The 17,000-nt window shown below is 69.9% G+C and carries 4 protein-coding genes; all 4 read left to right on the top strand.

All coding sequences use genetic code 11. The annotated features are described in order from the left end of the window. Positions 1-5 precede the first annotated feature (5 nt). The 4 genes from MOV80_RS11110 to MOV80_RS11095 are packed head-to-tail and all read left to right on the top strand — an operon-like array spanning position 6 to position 16,967. The gene (locus MOV80_RS11110) at positions 6-9,161 is read left to right on the top strand and encodes a non-ribosomal peptide synthetase (RefSeq protein WP_275975331.1); all 9,156 of its coding nucleotides are present in this window, start codon (positions 6-8) and stop codon (positions 9,159-9,161) included. Then, positions 9,158-14,836: a non-ribosomal peptide synthetase gene (locus MOV80_RS11105; protein WP_249605104.1), complete on the top strand. Its 5,679-nt coding sequence runs from the start codon at positions 9,158-9,160 to the stop codon at positions 14,834-14,836. Before MOV80_RS11110 ends, MOV80_RS11105 begins: the two co-directional genes overlap by 4 nt. Continuing rightward, positions 14,833-16,005 carry an acyl-CoA dehydrogenase gene (locus MOV80_RS11100; protein WP_039756561.1) on the top strand — a complete coding sequence of 391 codons (1,173 nt, stop codon included), beginning with the start codon at positions 14,833-14,835 and terminating at the stop codon, positions 16,003-16,005. Before MOV80_RS11105 ends, MOV80_RS11100 begins: the two co-directional genes overlap by 4 nt. Then, complete coding sequence (locus MOV80_RS11095) at positions 16,002-16,967, top strand: phosphotransferase family protein (protein WP_249605103.1); 966 nt, start codon at positions 16,002-16,004, stop codon at positions 16,965-16,967. Before MOV80_RS11100 ends, MOV80_RS11095 begins: the two co-directional genes overlap by 4 nt. The last annotated feature ends 33 nt before the right edge of the window (positions 16,968-17,000 follow it).

Below are 17,000 nucleotides of genomic sequence, written 5' to 3'. Positions count from 1 at the left end.
GGCTCATGAGCGATCTTGCCGACGCGGGCGTCACGCTGTGCCGTCGCGGCGATCAGCTTCAGGTACAAGCGCCGCAGGGCGCGCTAGACGCCGCGCTGGTCGCGCGGCTGCGCGAGGCCAAGGAGGAACTGTTGCGCGTGCTCGACGACGAGGGCGCGCGCGCCGCGCCGCTGGCGCCGGCGCAGCCGGGCGAGGCCGGCGACGCGGCGGCCTTGTCGCCGGGGCAGGCTCGTTTGGTCGCGGCGACAAGGTTGGGCGATCCGGCGATGTACAACGAACAGGCGGCGATCGAACTCGCGGACGCGGTGGACGCGGAGGCTGTGGCCCGCGCCTTCGCCGCGCTCGCGCGTCGGCACGACATCCTGCGCACTGTTTTCAGCGAGGGCGAGCCGGTGCGACAGACGGTTTTGCCCGAGCCGATCGTCACGCTGCAAGCGTGGACGGTGGACGGCGACGACGCCTTGCGCGCGCGCGCCGCCGACTTGGCCCGGCTGCCGTTTGCCGCCGGCGCGCCGATGTGGCGCGTCGATTTGTTCTCGACGCCCGAGCGCGCCGCCGTGCTGGTGCTCACCATCCATCACGCCATCTTCGACCGCTGGTCGATGAGCGTGCTGATTCGCGATTTCAGCGCCTATCTCGCGTCGCCGGACGCGGCAGAGGCTTCGGCGTCCGGCCTCAGCTATCGAGACTATTCCGCCTGGCAGCGCCGCTGGATGGCGTCGCCGGACTACGCGGCGCAACTGGACGCCTGGGTGGACGACTTGGCGGAAGTGAACGAGGTGCCGGCGATACGCGGCGACCGCCCGCGTCCGCCGGCGATGAGCGGGCGCGGCGGCACCGAGCGCTTCGAGATTCCGGCCGATTGCATGGACGCGGCCGCCGCGTTCTCCCGCAGCCGCAACACCACGCTGTTCACCACTTTGTTCAGCGCCTTCGCGCTGCTTCAACATCGTTATACCGGCGAAGCGCGCGCGCTGACGCTGACGCCGGCGGCCAACCGGCCTTTCCAGGCCGCGGAGGAGATCGCCGGCTATTTCGTCAACCTGGTGGCGCTGGCCACCAAGGTGGGCGAGGGCGATAGCTTCGGCGCGCTGGTGGACCGGGCTCGCGACGCCAGCGCGCGGGCGTTCGCCCGTCAGGGCGTGCCGCTGGACGCCATTGTGGAGCGGCTGCGCGCGCGCGGCGGCCCCCGGCACGAACAGTTCGCGCAGACGGTGTTCGCTTTCCAGAACGTCCGTCTGCCGGCGGTGCGCACCGCGAGCGGCGCGGCCGTGCCCTTCGATCTGGACAGCCCGTTCGCGCGCTTCGATCTCTATCTGTCGATCGAAGGCGACGAGCGAGGCACTTTCGCGGTGTGGCAGTACAACACCGATCTGTACGAAGCGGCCACCATCCGCCAGTTGGGCGAGCACTACCTGGCGCTGCTGCGCGCGGCGCTCGCCTCGCCCGACGCGGACGCGCGCGCCTTGCCCATATTATCCGCCGAGGAAGAGGCGCGTCTGCGAGGATGGGGGCGGCATGAGCTGCCGTATCGCGCCGACGCCGCGATAGACCGGCTGTTTCGCGAGCGCGCGGCGGACCATCCCGGACGCGTCGCGCTGGAGCAGGGCGGCGTGCGCTGGACTTACGCGGAGCTTGATCAGTGGTCGGACCGCGCGGCCGGCGCGCTGCGCGCGGCCGGCGTCGAAGCGGGCGCGGTGGTGGGCGTCGCGGGCGAGCGCTCGCCGCGGCTGCTCGCCGCCTTCCTTGCCGTGCTGAAGGCGGGCGCCGCCTATTTGCCGCTTGATCCGACTTATCCGGCCGCGCGCTTGAGCGCGATGACGGCGGATGCCGCGCCGGCGCTGATGATCATCGCCGACGGCTTGGACGCCGGATGGCTCGGCGATTATGCCGGGCCGGTGTTGAGCCTGGCCGATTGCGAGGCCGGCGTCGCGCGGCCGCTCCAGTCTGAAGCGCGGCCCGCGGAGGCGGAGAGCCTGGCCTATGTGATGTACACCTCGGGGTCCACCGGTCAGCCCAAGGGCGTGGCGGTGCCGCACCGCGCGGTGGCGAGGCTAGCGACCGGCGGCGGCTATGCGCGGCTGGACGCGTCTACGGTGATGTTGCAGCAGTCTCCGCTGGGTTTCGACGCCTCAACGTTCGAAATCTGGGGATGTTGGTTGAACGGCGGGCGGTTGGTGGTCGCGGAGCCGGGCATGCCGTTTCTGGACGCGGCGTCGCGCGACGGCGTCACCACGATGTGGTTGACCGCCGACCTGTTCCGCATGGCGGTGGAAGAGGAGCCGGCCGCGCTTGGCGGCCTGCGCGAACTGCTGACCGGCGGCGACGCGCTGCCGGTGGCCAGCTGCCGGGCTTTTCTCGAGGCCTGCCCCGGCGTTGCGCTGATCAACGGCTACGGCCCGACGGAAAACACCACCTTTACTTGCAGCCATCGGGTGACGGCCGGCGACGCGCGGCGCGGCTCGATTCCGATTGGGCGGCCTATCGGCAACACCGAGGTGCGGGTGGTCGACGCGGGAGGCCGCCTGGTGCCCGTCGGCGTGCCCGGCGAGCTGTGGGCGGGCGGCGACGGACTCGCGTTAGGCTATCTGGGGCGCGCCGATTTGACGGCGGAGCGTTTCGTCGCCGCCCCGCCGCCGGACGGCGGACGCTGGTATCGCACTGGCGACCGCGTGCGCTGGCGGCGCGACGGGGTATTGGAGTTCCTGGGCCGGATCGACGAGCAGATCAAGCTGCGCGGCTATCGGATAGAACTGGGCGAGATCGAGGCGACGCTGGGCCACCACCCTGGGCTGAGCGGTTGCGCCGTCGCGCTGCGGCGCAGCGCCGCGGACGAGAAGCAATTGGTCGGCTATCTGGTGGCGCGGCCGGATTCGGGCGAGGCCGCGGATTCCGCCGCGGTGCAGGCGTGGCTGGAGGCGCGGCTGCCGGGTTATATGGTGCCGCGCGTCTGGGTCTGGCTGGACGCCTTGCCGCAGTCCGCCAACGGCAAAGTGGACCGTAAGCGTCTGCCGGATCCGGTGGTCGAGACGGGGGCGGCGGCGGCGGAGACCGAGGCCGAGGCGGCTCTGGTGGAAATCTGGCAAGGCCTGCTGGGGCTGGAACGCGTGGGGGTGAGGGATAACTTCTTCGCGCTGGGCGGCGACTCCATCCTGAGCATTCAGATGGCGTCGCGGGCGGCGGAGCGGGGCTTGCGCCTCAGCCCGCAGCAAGTATTCCGCTATCCGACGATTGCGGAACTGGCGGCGGAAGGCTGCGCGGCGGAAGAAGCCGGCGCGCAGGCGGAGCAGGGCGAGGTGGTCGGCGAAGTGAGGCCCGGCCCGATTCAGGCCTGGTATCTGGACTGGCCGGGCACGGACTGGGAACAGTTCAATCAGGGGGCCTATCTGGGCCTGGACGGGACCGTCGACGCGGAGTCGCTGATTGGCGCGCTGCAGGCGGTGGCGCAGCGGCACGACGCGCTGCGGATAGGCTGGCGGCGGGATGGAGAGCGCTGGATTCAGGAAAGCGGCGCGGGCGAACCGGTGGAAGTGAAGGCCGTGGACTTGCGCGGTCTGGCCGATGCGGAGGCCGCGCTGGAGCGGGACGCCGCCGCGTTGCAAGCCAGCCTGCGTTTGGGCGGCGCGAGCCTGTGGGCGGCGCGGCTGTACCGGCTGGACGAGGGCTGGCGCTTGCTGTGGCTGGCGCATCACGCCTCGGTGGACGGGGTGTCGTGGCGGATTCTGCTGGAAGACCTGTGGCGGGCCTACGTGGCGCTGAGCCGGGGCGAGGCGGCGGCATGGCCGGCCAAGACGGTGTCGTATCAGGCGTGGTCGCAGCGGCTGTGGGAATGGGCGGAAACCTTGCCGGACTCAACGCTGAGTTACTGGCGGGAGATGGACGCGCCGGGCATGCCGCTGCCGGGTTTCAGCACGGCCGAGGATACAGTGGCGGCCGAGTCGCGGGTCTCGCTGCAGTGGGAGCCGGAGACGACGGAACGCTGGCTGCGGCAAGCGGGCGAGGCTTACCGGATGCGTCCGGAAGAATTGCTGGTGACCGCGCTGGCGCGGGCCTTGCGCCAATGGACGGGCGCGGAGGAATGCGTGCTGGACCTGGAAGGGCACGGCCGTGACGGGCTGGCGGGCGTGGACGTGTCGCGCACCGTGGGCTGGTTCACCAGCCTGTATCCGCTGCGGCTGCCGCTGAGCGGGGAGCTGTCAGGGGATCTGAAACGGGTGAAGGAGCGGATGCGGAGCGTGCCGGACGGCGGCCTGGCTTACCACGCGCTGCGTTACGGCGGCCGAGGGTCGGCGCTGGGCGGCCATGCGCGCACGGTGTGCTTCAACTACCTGGGCCAATGGCGGCTGGAGGAGGGCGGCGAGCCGCGCTCCACGTGGTTGGGCGAGCCGCCGGGCGGGACGCGCGGGGCGGGGATGACGCGGCGCTACGGGCTGGACGTGGTGGCGCAGGTGCACGAAGGGCGCTTGCGGGTGGACTGGCTGTATAGCGCGGCGAGACAGCGGGAAGACGCGATCAAGGCGCTGGCCGATGGCTTCCGCGCGGAACTGGACGCGGTGCTGGCGCATTGCCAGTCGCCGGAGTCTGGAGGGCTGACGCCGTCGGACCTGCCGCTTGCTCATCTGGACCAGAGCGAGATCGACGCGATCGAGCGCGAGCATCCGCGGCTGGAGGCCCTGTACGGTCTTACGCCGCTGCAGCAGGGCATTTTGTTCCATTCCATTGCCGACGACGGCGCGCCGCTCTACGTGGAACAACTGCACTGGAAAATGAGCGGGGCTTTCGATGCGGAGCGCTTCCGCCAAGCCTGGTTCGATGTTGCGGCGGCGCACGCCGCGCTGCGCACCACCTTCCGCTGGCGGGGGCTGAAGAGCGCGGTCCAAATCGTTCACCCTCGTCTGGACCCGGACTGGGAGACGCTGGATTGGGGAGACGTGTCCGCCGACGCCTGCGCCAGCCGCTTCGCGGCCTTGCGCGAGCTTGACCGCGAACGCGGCTTCGATCTCGAACGCGGACCCTTGCTGCGCGGCACCCTGGTGCGCGAGTCCGGCGACGCTTGGCGCTTCTTGTGGAGCTACCACCACGCGGTGGTGGACGGCTGGTCGGTGCCGCTGATTCTGAAGCAGGTGCTTGGCCGTTACGCCGAGCTCGGCGCGGGCGAGGCGGCTCCGCTGCCGGGCAGCCGTTTTCTGCCCTTCGTGAACTGGCTGGCCGCGCGGGACGAGAGCGAACAGGCCGCGTACTGGAAGCAAGTGCTGGAGGGCATAGAGGAGCCCACGCCCATTGGTTTCGCGTCTCCGGCGCGCGGACCTCAAGCGCAGGGCCAGGGCCGGCGCGCCTTCGTCTTCGACGCGGCGCTGCGCGAGCAGGTAGACCGCGCCGCGCGGCGGGCCGGCGTAACCCGCGCCAGCCTGCTGACCGGCGCTTGGGCGTTGACGCTGGGCTATGCCGGCGGCGGGCGCGACGTGGTGTTCGGCACCACCTTGTCCGGCCGGCCGGCGACCTTGCCGGGCGTCGAGCGGATGGTCGGCCTTTTCATCAACACGGTGCCGGTGCGCGTGGGCATGGACGACGACGCGAGCGTATCGCAATGGCTGCGGCAGTTACATGAACAGCAGAGTGAGCGGGCCAGGCTGGGGGCGGCCTCGCTCACAGACATCCAGCGCTGGGCGGGCTACGAGGGCGGCGAGCTCCTGAGCAGCTTGTTCGTGGTGGAAAACTATCCGGTGGATCGGACGCTGGCCCGGGGCGATGCCGGTTTCGACGTCAGCGAGTTCGCAGCCGCCGAAACGCGCACCAACTATCCGCTGGTCGGCCAGTTGATTCCGGGCGAGGAGACCGTGCTCTACGTCGATTTCGACGCCTCGCGTTACGACGAGGAGAGCATAGGGCGCTTGGGCGCGAGCTTCATGCACCTGCTCTCCCAGCTCGCCGCGCAGCCGGACGCCCAGCTTGGCGATCTGACCCTGGTGGGCGACGACGAGGCGCGCCGGCTGATTCACGACTGGAACGCGACGCCGCCGGTAGGCGAAGGTTATCTGCTGCACGCGGGCATCGAGCGGCACGCCGAGCTGACGCCGCTGGCGCCGGCGATCATCGGCGTGGACGAAGCGATGAATTACCGGGAGCTGGCCGACGAGACGCTGCGCACGGCGAGGGCCGTGGCGGCGGCGGGCGCGAAGCGCGAACCGGTCGCCGTGCTGCTGCCTAGGAGCGCGCGCGCGGTCGCCGCGTACTCGGGCGTGATGCGCGCCGGCAGCGCTTATGTGCCGGCCGATCCGGCGATGCCGCCGGGACGATTGCGCGATCTGCTGGCCACGGTCGGCTACGTGCTGACGACGCGCGAGCATCTGCCGATGTTGGACGGCGTCGCCGCGCGGGCGATCCTGATCGACGAAACGCCGCCGGCCGATGTCGCGCTGCCGGACGCGGTGCCCGACGATCTGGCCTATGTGATGTTCACCTCCGGGTCCACCGGCAAACCCAAGGGCGTGATGATCACCCATCACGCGGCCTCGCTGACGATAGAGGTCTTCCTGCGCCGCTATGAGATAGGCGCGTCCGACCGCTTGATGTGCGTGTCGGCGGCGGGTTTCGACCTGTCGGTATTCGATTTCTTCGGTGCGTTCACGGCGGGCGCCGCCGTCTTGCTCGCGCCGGAATCGTCGACGATCGCGCCAGCCGTGTGGCTGGAACTGATGACGCGCGAGGGGGCGACGGTATGGGAATCCGTGCCGGCGGTGATGGAGCTGTTGCTGCTTGAGTGCCGGCAAAGCGGGCGCGCGCTGCCGCCTTCCTTGAAGCTGGCGATGTTGAGCGGCGACCGCGTGCCGGTGGGGCTACCCGCGCAGATCCGAGCGGCCGCGACGTCCGATCCCGAGGTGCTGGCGCTGGGCGGCGCCACCGAGGCGGCCATCTGGTCGTGCTGGTACGACACGCGGGAACTGGCGTCCGACGCCGCCTTCGTGCCCTACGGTCGCCATCTGCCGGGGCAGCGGCTTTATGTGTTGTCCTCCTCGCTGCAAGCGGTGCCGGTGGGCGTGCCGGGCGATCTGTGGATCGCCGGCGCGGGCGTGGCGCTGGGTTATCTCGGCCAGCCGGATCTCACTGCTTACCGTTTTGTCGACAATCCCTTTGTGCCGGGCGAGCGGATGTACCGGACCGGCGACCGCGCGCGCGTTCTTGCCGACGGCAATCTCGAATTCCTGGGACGAGTGGACGACCAGGTCAAGATCGGCGGCTTCCGGATCGAGATCGGCGAAATCGAAGCCGCGCTAGCGGCGGCGCCGGGCGTGGAGCGCGGCGTGGCTTCGGTGGTCGAGCGAGACGGGCGGCGAATCATCGCCGGCTATGTGCTGTTGCTGCCGGGCGCGAGTTTGGATCTCGCCGCGGTTCGCGACGCGCTGGCGCGGCGCTTGCCGCCCTACATGCTGCCCGCGTCGATCATGGCGCTGGACAGCTTGCCGCTGAGCGCCAACGGCAAAGTGGACCGCAAGCGCCTGCCGGATCCGGTGGTCGAGACGGGAGCGGCGGCGGCGGAGACCGAGGCCGAGGCGGCGCTGGTGGAAATCTGGCAAGGCCTGCTGGGGCTGGAACGCGTGGGGGTGAGGGATAACTTCTTCGCGCTGGGCGGCGACTCCATCCTGAGCATTCAGATGGCGTCGCGGGCGGCGGAGCGGGGCTTGCGCCTCAGCCCGCAGCAAGTATTCCGCTATCCGACGATTGCGGAACTGGCGGCGGAAGGCTGCGCGGCGGAAGAAGCCGGCGCGCAGGCGGAGCAGGGCGAGGTGGTCGGCGAAGTGAGGCCCGGCCCGATTCAGGCCTGGTATCTGGACTGGCCGGGCACGGACTGGGAACAGTTCAATCAGGGGGCCTATCTGGGCCTGGACGGGGCCGTCGACGCGGAGTCGCTGATTGGCGCGCTGCAGGCGGTGGCGCAGCGGCACGACGCGCTGCGGATAGGCTGGCGGCGGGATGGAGAGCGCTGGATTCAGGAAAGTGGCGCGGGCGAACCGGTGGAAGTGAAGGCCGTGGACTTGCGCGGTCTGGCCGATGCGGAGGCCGCGCTGGAGCGGGACGCCGCCGCGTTGCAAGCCAGCCTGCGTTTGGGCGGCGCGAGCCTGTGGGCGGCGCGGCTGTACCGGCTGGACGAGGGCTGGCGCTTGCTGTGGCTGGCGCATCACGCCTCGGTGGACGGGGTGTCGTGGCGGATTCTGCTGGAAGACCTGTGGCGGGCCTACGCGGCGCTGAGCCGGGGCGAGGCGGCGGCATGGCCGGCCAAGACGGTGTCGTATCAGGCGTGGTCGCAGCGGCTGTGGGAATGGGCGGAAACCTTGCCGGACTCAACGCTGAGTTACTGGCGGGAGATGGATGCGCCGGGCATGCCGCTGCCGGGTTTCAACGCGGCCGAGGATACGGTGGCGGCCGAGTCGCGGGTCTCGCTGCAGTGGGACGCGGAGACGACGGAACGCTGGCTGCGGCAAGCGGGCGAGGCTTACCGGATGCGTCCGGAAGAATTGCTGGTGACCGCGCTGGCGCGGGCCTTGCGCCAATGGACGGGCGCGGAGGAATGCGTGCTGGACCTGGAAGGGCACGGCCGTGACGGGCTGGCGGGCGTGGATGTGTCGCGCACCGTGGGCTGGTTCACCAGCCTGTATCCGCTGCGGCTGCCGCTGAGCGGGGAGCTGTCAGGAGACCTGAAACGGGTGAAGGAGCGGATGCGGAGCGTGCCGGACGGCGGCCTGGCTTACCACGCGCTGCGTTACGGCGGCCGCGGGTCGGAGCTGGGCGGCCACGCGCGCACGGTGTGCTTCAACTACCTGGGCCAATGGCGGCTGGAGGAGGGCGGCGAGCCGCGCTCCACGTGGTTGGGGGAGCCGCCGGGCGGGACGCGCGGGGCGGGGATGACGCGGCGCTACGGGCTGGATGTGGTGGCGCAGGTGCATGAAGGGCGCTTACGGGTGGACTGGCTGTATAGCGCGGCGCGACAGCGGGAAGACGCGATCAAGGCGCTGGCGGAGGGCTTCCGCGCGGAACTGGACGCGGTGCTGGCGCATTGCCAGTCGCCGGAGTCTGGAGGGCTGACGCCGTCGGACCTGCCGCTTGCTCATCTGGACCAGAACGATATCGACGAAGTGTTACAGCTACTGAACGAACAGTTATGAACCAAACATTATCGAATACCGCACAGCAAGCCCGCTCGAAAGTCGAGACCATGCTGCCGTTGACGCCGACGCAACAGGGCCTGCTGTTTCATACGCTGAAGGCGCCGGAGTCAGGCGTCTATTACGAACAGGTGGCTTGCTCCTTCCACGCCGCGCTCAACGCCGCCGATTACCGGCGCGCGCTGGAAGCGGTGGTCGCGCGGCACGGCGTGCTGCGCACCGGCTTTTTGTGGGACGGCCCGTCCAAGCCGGTGCAAGTGGTCTTCCGCGACGTCGAACTGCCGTGGGTGGAGGAGGACTGGCGAGCGTTTGACCAAGAGGAGCAGCAGCGCCGTCTCGCCGCCTATCGGGACGCGGACCGGCGTCCCGGCTTTCACCTGAGCCGCGCGCCGCTGATGCGTTGCGCCTTATTCCGCACCGGAGAGGAGCGCTACGAGTTCGTGTGGAGCTATCACCATCTGCTGCTGGATGGTTGGTCGGTGCAGATTGTGCTGGGGGAGGCGCTCGCCTTTTACGACGCTTACCGGCGCAGCGTCGTTCCGGCTATGCCGCCGCCCCAGCCGTACAGCGCCTTCCTGCGCTGGTTGGACGAACAGGACGGCGCCGAGGCCGAGGCTTTCTGGCGAGCGCGGCTGGGCGATGTGCGCTCGGCCACGTCCCTGCCGTTCGCCGACGACGCGCGTCCGGACCGCGCACCCGGCCACGGTCTGATAGAACGCGAGCTCGACGCGCGAACGAGCGAGGGATTGCAGCGTTTGGCGCGAGAGTGCGAGCTCACGCAGAGCACGGTGATCCAGGCCGCCTGGGCCTTGTTGTTGGCGCGCGCGAGCGGCCGCGACGACGTGGTGTTCGGCACCACCGTGTCCGGCCGGCCGGCGGCGCTGCGCGGCGTCGAGCAGATGGTGGGGCTCTTTGTCAACGCGCTGCCGACGCGCGCGTCCGTCGACCTTGAACTGACGCTGGGCGACTGGCTGCGGCGGCTGCATCGCCAGCACGTCGACGCCGAAGCCTATGCGTATACCCCGCTGCACGCGATTCCGGGCTGGAGCGGAGTCGCTCCCGGCGCGCCCTTGTTCGAGAGCTTGGTGGTGTTTGAGAACTACCCGGCGCGGGCGGATGCGAAACGCTATCGCGAGCAACTGGGCGTGAGCGATGTCGAGGTGGTCGAACAGACCAATTACCCGCTGACCGTGGTGGCGATTCCCGGCGAGCGCTTGCGCCTGCGTCTGCATTTCGACCGCCAGCGGATCTCGGCGGCGTCGGCAGAGCGGGTCGTGGAGATGCTGGCGGGGGTGTTGGGCCAGTTTGAACGCGGCGGCCCGGCGCTGAGCGTCGCGCGGGTGTCGCTGTTGGGCGACGAAGCTGGCGGCACGCTGGCCGCGCGCTGGAACGCGGCGGCCCGTCGCGCGGACGATGCGGAGCGCCAGTGCCTGCATCGCCGTTTTGAGGCGCAAGCGCGCTCGCGGCCGGACGCCGTTGCGCTGAAGTGCGACGGCGAGACGCTCACTTACGCGGAACTGGATCGCCGCGCCAACCGGCTGGCCTGGCGGCTGGACGCGGCCGGGGTGCGCGGCAACGCGCCTGTCGCGCTGGCGTTTGGGCGCGGCATGGACAGCGTCGTCGCGATTCTGGCCGTGCTGAAGGCGGGCGCCTTTTACGTGCCGCTGGATCTCGACCATCCGTCGGAACGCCTCGCATGGATGCTGGACGATATCGGCGCCGGCGCGCTGATCTGCGGCGAGGAGGCGCGAGATCGCTTCGGGGATTTCGGCGGGGTTCTGATCGGGATGGGGGATGCGGCGGCGTCCGGCGAGCGCGAAGACGCGCCGCCGCCGCGAGACACTTCGCCCGCGGACCTGTGCTATGTGATCTACACCTCGGGTTCGACCGGGCAGCCTAAAGGCGTGTGCGTGGAGCACCGCAACGCGGACCATTTGTTCGCGGCCACGCGCCGGAGCTACGGCATTGGACCGTCGGACGTATGGACCTTGTTCCATTCCTATGCCTTCGATTTCTCGGTATGGGAAATCTGGGGCGCCTTGCTGCATGGCGGACGGTTGGAAATCGTGCCTTACCGCTGCTCGCGCACGCCGGACGAATTTCTCGCGCTGCTGGAACGCGAGGGCGTCACGATGCTGAGCCAGACCCCCAGCGCTTTCAAGCAACTGCTGCACGCGCTGGACGACGCGCGGCGGCCTTTGCCGGCCGGCTTGCGCTATGTGTTCTTTGGCGGCGAGGCGACGATTCCCAGCCAGTTCGCCGCCTGCCTGAACGATGCGGGCGGGGTGGCGCTGGTCAATCTCTACGGCATCACCGAGACCACGGTGCATGTCACCGAGCGCGTATTGGGCCCGGGCGACGCGCAGTCGTCGCGCAGCCCTGTGGGCCGGCCCTTGCCGGGCTACCGCGTCTACCTGCTCGACGCCGCCGGGCATCCGGTGCCGCCGGGCGTGCCGGGCGAAATTCACGTGGGCGGGGAGGGCGTGGCGCGCGGTTACCACAATCGTCCTGAGCTCGACCGCGAGCGTTTCATCGCGGACCCGTTCCTGCCCGGCGAGCGGCTTTATCGCAGCGGAGACCTAGGGCGCTTCGACGCGCGCGGCGAGCTGGACTATCTGGGCCGCATCGACGACCAGGTCAAGATCCGCGGTTTCCGCATCGAGCTGGGCGAAGTGGAGGCGACGCTGGCCCGGCATCCGGACGTCGCCGCGGCAGCGGTCATGGTCGACGACGCGACCATAGACGGCCACGCCCAATTGGCGGGTTTTGTGGTGGCGCGCGGTTCGGCGCGCGTGTCCGGTTCCGCGCTGCGGGACTGGCTTGCCCAGCGCCTGCCGCCGCATGCGGTGCCGGCGCGCCTAGTCGAGGTGGACGCGATTCCGCTGACGAGCAACGGCAAGCTGGATCGCCGCAGGCTGGCCGGCGCGCTGGCGGCGGACGCCGACGCGGCGCGTCCGCGCATAGCGCCGCGCAACGCGGTGGAGCAGGCGCTGGTCGGTGTGTTCGAGTCCGTGCTCAAACGCTCGCCTATCGGCGTTACCGACAACTTTTTCGAGCTGGGCGGCGACTCCATCCTGAGCATTCAGATCCTGTCCGCCGCGCACAAGGTCAACATCGATTTTTCGCTGGACGATTTGATGCGCTCGCTGACCATAGAGCGGCTCGCGCCGCGCGTCCGGCAGGCGGACTCGGCGCCGCCGACCGCGAGCGCGCCGCCGCTAGATGCCGTCCACGAGGACGCCTATCCGCTCAGCGAAATGCAGATGGCGATGCTCGCCAACGAGATGCGGCACGGCCAGGACTCGGCTTACCACAACGTCAACGGCCAGCGTCTGGCTCTGCCATTCGACGCTGCCGCGCTAGAGGCGGCGCTCCGCGGCGCCTTTGAACGCCATCCGGCGCTGCGCACCGCTTTCGACCTTGCGGCCGACGAGGAGCCGCTGCAGTACGTGCATCGTCAAGTGCCTTTGCCGCTGACGGTCAGCGATTGGCGAGGCCTGGACCCGGAGCGGCAGGACGCGCGGATTCGAGATTGGCGCGAAGCCGAGCGGCGCCGGCGCTTCGACGTCGAGCGTCCGCCGCTGATCCGCTTCGCCGTGCACCGCTTGAGCGAAGAGGCGATGCACATCGGCGTGACCAAGCACCACGCGATTCTGGACGGCTGGAGTTTCAACCTGCTGCTCTCCGAGCTGATCTCCGACTATTCGGCGCGGCTGGCCGGCCGGCCGCTGACGCTGGCTGCGCCCGCGAGCCGGTTCCGCGATTTCGTCGAGCGGGAGCGCGAGGCGGCGCGTTCGGAATCGCTGCGCGATTGGTGGCGCGCGCGTCTGCAATCCTTGCCGGTCACGCGGCTGGCGCGGGAGCCGGGCGGCGACGCGGAGCCGGTCGAAGTGCCCATTTCGGCAGCCCAGTCGGCTGGCCTGGAAGCGCTTGCCGCGAGCGCGGGCGCATCAGTGAAAAGCGTGCTGCTGACGGCCCATCTGCTCGCCTTGTCGCGCATCGCAGGCGCATCCTCGGTGACCAGCGGCGTGGTGTTCAACGGCCGCAGCGAGGGTGTTGACGGCGATCGGGTGCTGGGCCTGTTCCTGAACAGTCTGCCGTTGGGTTTCGACTTTCCGGCCGGCGCCTTCGACGCCGTCGCGTTGGTGCGCGCGGTGCAGTCGGCCGAGCTGGAAGTCTTCAGTCGCCGGCGCTATCCCTTGATCGAATTGCATCGACAGGCCGGCACGGTGTTCGACGCGCTGTTCAACTTCACGCATTTCCGCGCTCTGGAGGAAGCGGTGCGCGACATCGAGGTTTCCGACGGCTATGCGAGCGATATGACTAATGTGCCGCTGGTGGTGCAGAGCAGCTTCGACGGTCGGCAGCGCGCACTGCGGATCACGCTGGTGCCGTCGCGCGGGTATTTCTCTACGGCGACCATCAACCGCTTCGCGGCTCTCTATGCGGGCGCCTTGCGAACGCTGCTGGGCGAGCCCGAGGCAGAGGGCGCAGGCGCCGTCGGCGCGATAAGGGCGGACGGCGGAGAGCGCCGGAGCGGGGCCTCTACCGCCGCGACGCCGGCCGCGGCCGGGAGGGCCGCGGCGGCGCGGCCTAGCGGCGCGGCCCTGCGACGCGAACTGAGGGCGCTATGGGCGGCCGTGCTCAAGCGCGAACCGCCGTCCGACGACAGCGATTTTGTGGCGTTGGGCGGAGACTCGCTGCTGATGCTGCGGATCTGCTCCCGCGCCGGCCGGGCGTTTGGGCTGAACTCAGCGGTGGTGGCTCGCTTGCTGACGGCACAAACGGTAGCCGAGCAAGCCCGCGTCATAGAGACAGACGGCGCGGGCGAAGACGGCGCACGGGTCGGCTCGCTCGTCGCCTTGTCCGCGCAGGGCGATGCGCCGCCGCTGTTCTTCGCGCCTGGCGCGGGCGGCCATGTGCCGTATCTGCGCGCGCTCGCGGCCGAGTTGCCGAACGCCTTCTCGGTGTGGGGCATGGAGCTGTCCGGCGACGCGGACAGCGTGGAAGCGACGGCGACGGCGCTGATCGCGGACATCCGGCGGGTGCAGCCTTACGGCCCGTATCGTCTCGGCGGTCATTCCTTTGGCGGTTGGGTCGCTTTTGAGATTGCCCGGCAATTGGCCGGACAGGGCGAGGCGGTGGACTGGGTCGCGGTGGTGGACAGCTTGCCGCCGGGGCCGGCGGCGCAGTCGCGGAAACAGGATTGGCAGGGCGGCCGTTGGATAGCGGAGATCGGCAACAGCTTCGCGCGCCTGGCCGACGCCGAACTGGTGTTCGACGAAGGCGAATTCGACGCGCTGGACGATGCGAGGAGAGTCGAACGCTTGCGCGAGCGCTTGATCGAGGCGGGCGCGGTGCCGGAGGCGCTCGGCCTGGCCGAATTCGCGGCGCGCGTGCGCGCCTTCATTGCGCATTCGCTGACCGATTACGCGCCGGCGACGCCTTATGCGGGGCCCTTGCACATGATCGTGGCCGCCGACGGGGACGGTGAAGCGCTGATAAGCGGCTGGCGTCAGGCTGCGTCGGGCGCGGCGACGGCGGTTCGCCTGGCCGGCGACCATATCGGCATCATGCGCCGCCCGTTCGTCAACGGGTTAGCCGCCGCTTTGCGCGCCGCGGAAGCCGCCGCGCGCCGATCCGTTTCCGTGAAGCAAACCGAGGAAGAACAATGAATACACGAGTGAAGGCATTCGCCGCCGTTGAAGCGGCGCTGGCGGAACCGGAGGCGGCGCTCGCCAACGGCGATTTCGAAACCGTTGAACGGCTGATGAGCGGCATCCGCGAGAGCAACCGGATGAAAGGCGTCTGGCTGCCGCAGGTGCCGCGCGCGGACGGCGGCCTGGGCTTGAGCCTGCTTGAGCTGGTGGAAGTAGGCGAACTGCTGGGTGCCTCGCCGCTGGGCCATTACGCGGTCAACTACCAGGCGCCCGACGCCGGCAATATCGACGTGCTGCTGGAGTACGCCACTCCCGCGCAGCGCCGGCGCTGGCTGGAGCCGCTGCTGCGCGGCGAGCTGCGCAGCTGCTTCGCGGCGACGGAGCCCGAGTCCGCGGGATCCAACCCCTCCTCGCTGAAAACGACGGCGGTGTACAAGGACGGCGGCTGGCACTTGAGCGGCCGCAAATGGTTCGCGTCCGGCGCCGACGGCGCGGGCTTCGCCATCGTGCTGGCCGTCACCGACGAGGCCGCGCCGCTGCACGCGCGCACCAGCACCTTCATTGTGCCGACCGACGCGCCGGGCTTCCGCCATGTCCGCAATCTGCGCGTAATGGGCGACGAAGGCTGCGGCTGGGCCAGCCACGGCGAACTGGAGCTGGACGATTGTCGGGTGGGCGAGGACGCGATGCTGGGCAAGCCGGGCGAGGGCTTCGTCGTGTTGCAGGCCCGGCTCGCCACCGGGCGGCTGCATCATTGCGCGCGCTGGATTGGCGTGTGCGAGCGCGCCTTCGCCATAATGTGCCGGCGGGCGTGCCGCCGGGAGCTGGCTGCGGGCGAGCTATTGTCCTCGCGCCAGACCGTGCAGAACTGGATCGCCGAGAGCCGCGCGTCGATAGACGCCGCGCGGCTGCTGGTGACTCAGGCGGCCACGCGGCTGCAAAACCGTCATGAGCGCGCGCAGATCGACATCTCGATCGCGAAATTTTTCGTGGCCGGCGCAACGCAGACTGTGCTCGATCACGCGCTGCAGGTGCAAGGCGCGCTGGGCGTCAGCGGCGACACGATTCTCAACGTGTTGTGGCGGCATGAACGAGCGGGGCGGATTTACGACGGCCCGGACGAAGTCCACAAAGCGCTGGTGGCGCGCCATGCGCTGGCCGGCTTTCGCCGGGAGCTGACATGAGCGCGCGAATCGCGGAGCGGGCGATGGCGGCATTGGGCCGCTCCGGCATGGGCGCGCGCGCGACGCGGGTCGGCGGCGGCCGGGCCAGCGAAGTGTTTTTGGTGCAAGGGGGCGACAGCGAGCTCATTGCCTACTGGCTGCCGGAGGGCGGCGCGCGGGAAGCGCGGCGTCGTTTCGCGCTCCTTGAGCGGATGGCTGGCCAGTTCCGGCTCGCGCCCAGGCCGCTGGCGGTTGATGAGGACTGCGACGCCGCCTTGTTGCTGGTCGAAAAGCTGGAGGGCGTCGCGCCGGCGGCTTGCGGGCCGCTCGCGCCCGACACGGTGCGCCGGCTCGCGGAAAACTTCATCGGGACGCTGGCGAGCCTGCATGCGCTGGAGGTCGCGCCCGCCGATCGGCCCCCCGACTATCTGCGTCGCATTCTGAGCGAGTGGCGGCGGCGCTGGAACGCGGAGGAGGCGGGCGGGGCGATAGACGCCGACTTCAGCGCCGTGGCCGACTGGCTGACCGAGCATATGCCCGAGACCGCGCCCGCGGCCTGGCTGCACAACGACTACAAGCTGGACAACATCCTCGTCGATCCGGGCGACCCCGCGCGGGTGGTGGGCGTCGTCGACTGGGAGCTGGCCGCCGTCGGCCATCCGCTGGCCGACCTTGGCGCCGCACTCGCTTACTGGATAGAGAACCGGGACTCGTCGCTGCTGCGGCTGGACGCGCCTGGACCGAGCTGCGCGCCGGGCGCGCCGACGCGCGAGGAGCTGGTCGATTTGTACGCGGCGGCGGCCGGACGCGAGGTGACGGCTCCCGCCTATTGGTATGCCTACGGCCTGCTGCGCTTGGCGGTAATCACGCAGCAACTGGCGCTGCGGCGCCGGGATGAAGGCCAGCGGGTGCCGCGCGCCAAGCTGATCGTGCGCTGGCTGCTGGACCGCGCGGCGGAAGCTTGCGGCGGCGGCCGCCTATGAAGGCCGCCCGCGCGCCATCCCATTCATTTCCAA

The organism is Chromobacterium sp. IRSSSOUMB001, from assembly GCF_023507765.1.
Classification (GTDB): domain Bacteria; phylum Pseudomonadota; class Gammaproteobacteria; order Burkholderiales; family Chromobacteriaceae; genus Chromobacterium; species Chromobacterium haemolyticum.
Note: the sequence above shows the minus strand (reverse complement) of the source record. Positions and strands in the feature narration are given on the sequence as shown.

Bases quoted from the DNA above. Each gene is read 5' to 3' on its own strand.
- MOV80_RS11110 (WP_275975331.1), top strand. From the start codon at position 6: ATGAGCGATCTTGCCGACGCGGGCGTCACGCTGTGCCGTCGCGGCGAT.
- MOV80_RS11105 (WP_249605104.1), top strand. From the start codon at position 9,158: ATGAACCAAACATTATCGAATACCGCACAGCAAGCCCGCTCGAAAGTC.
- MOV80_RS11100 (WP_039756561.1), top strand. From the start codon at position 14,833: ATGAATACACGAGTGAAGGCATTCGCCGCCGTTGAAGCGGCGCTGGCG.
- MOV80_RS11095 (WP_249605103.1), top strand. From the start codon at position 16,002: ATGAGCGCGCGAATCGCGGAGCGGGCGATGGCGGCATTGGGCCGCTCC.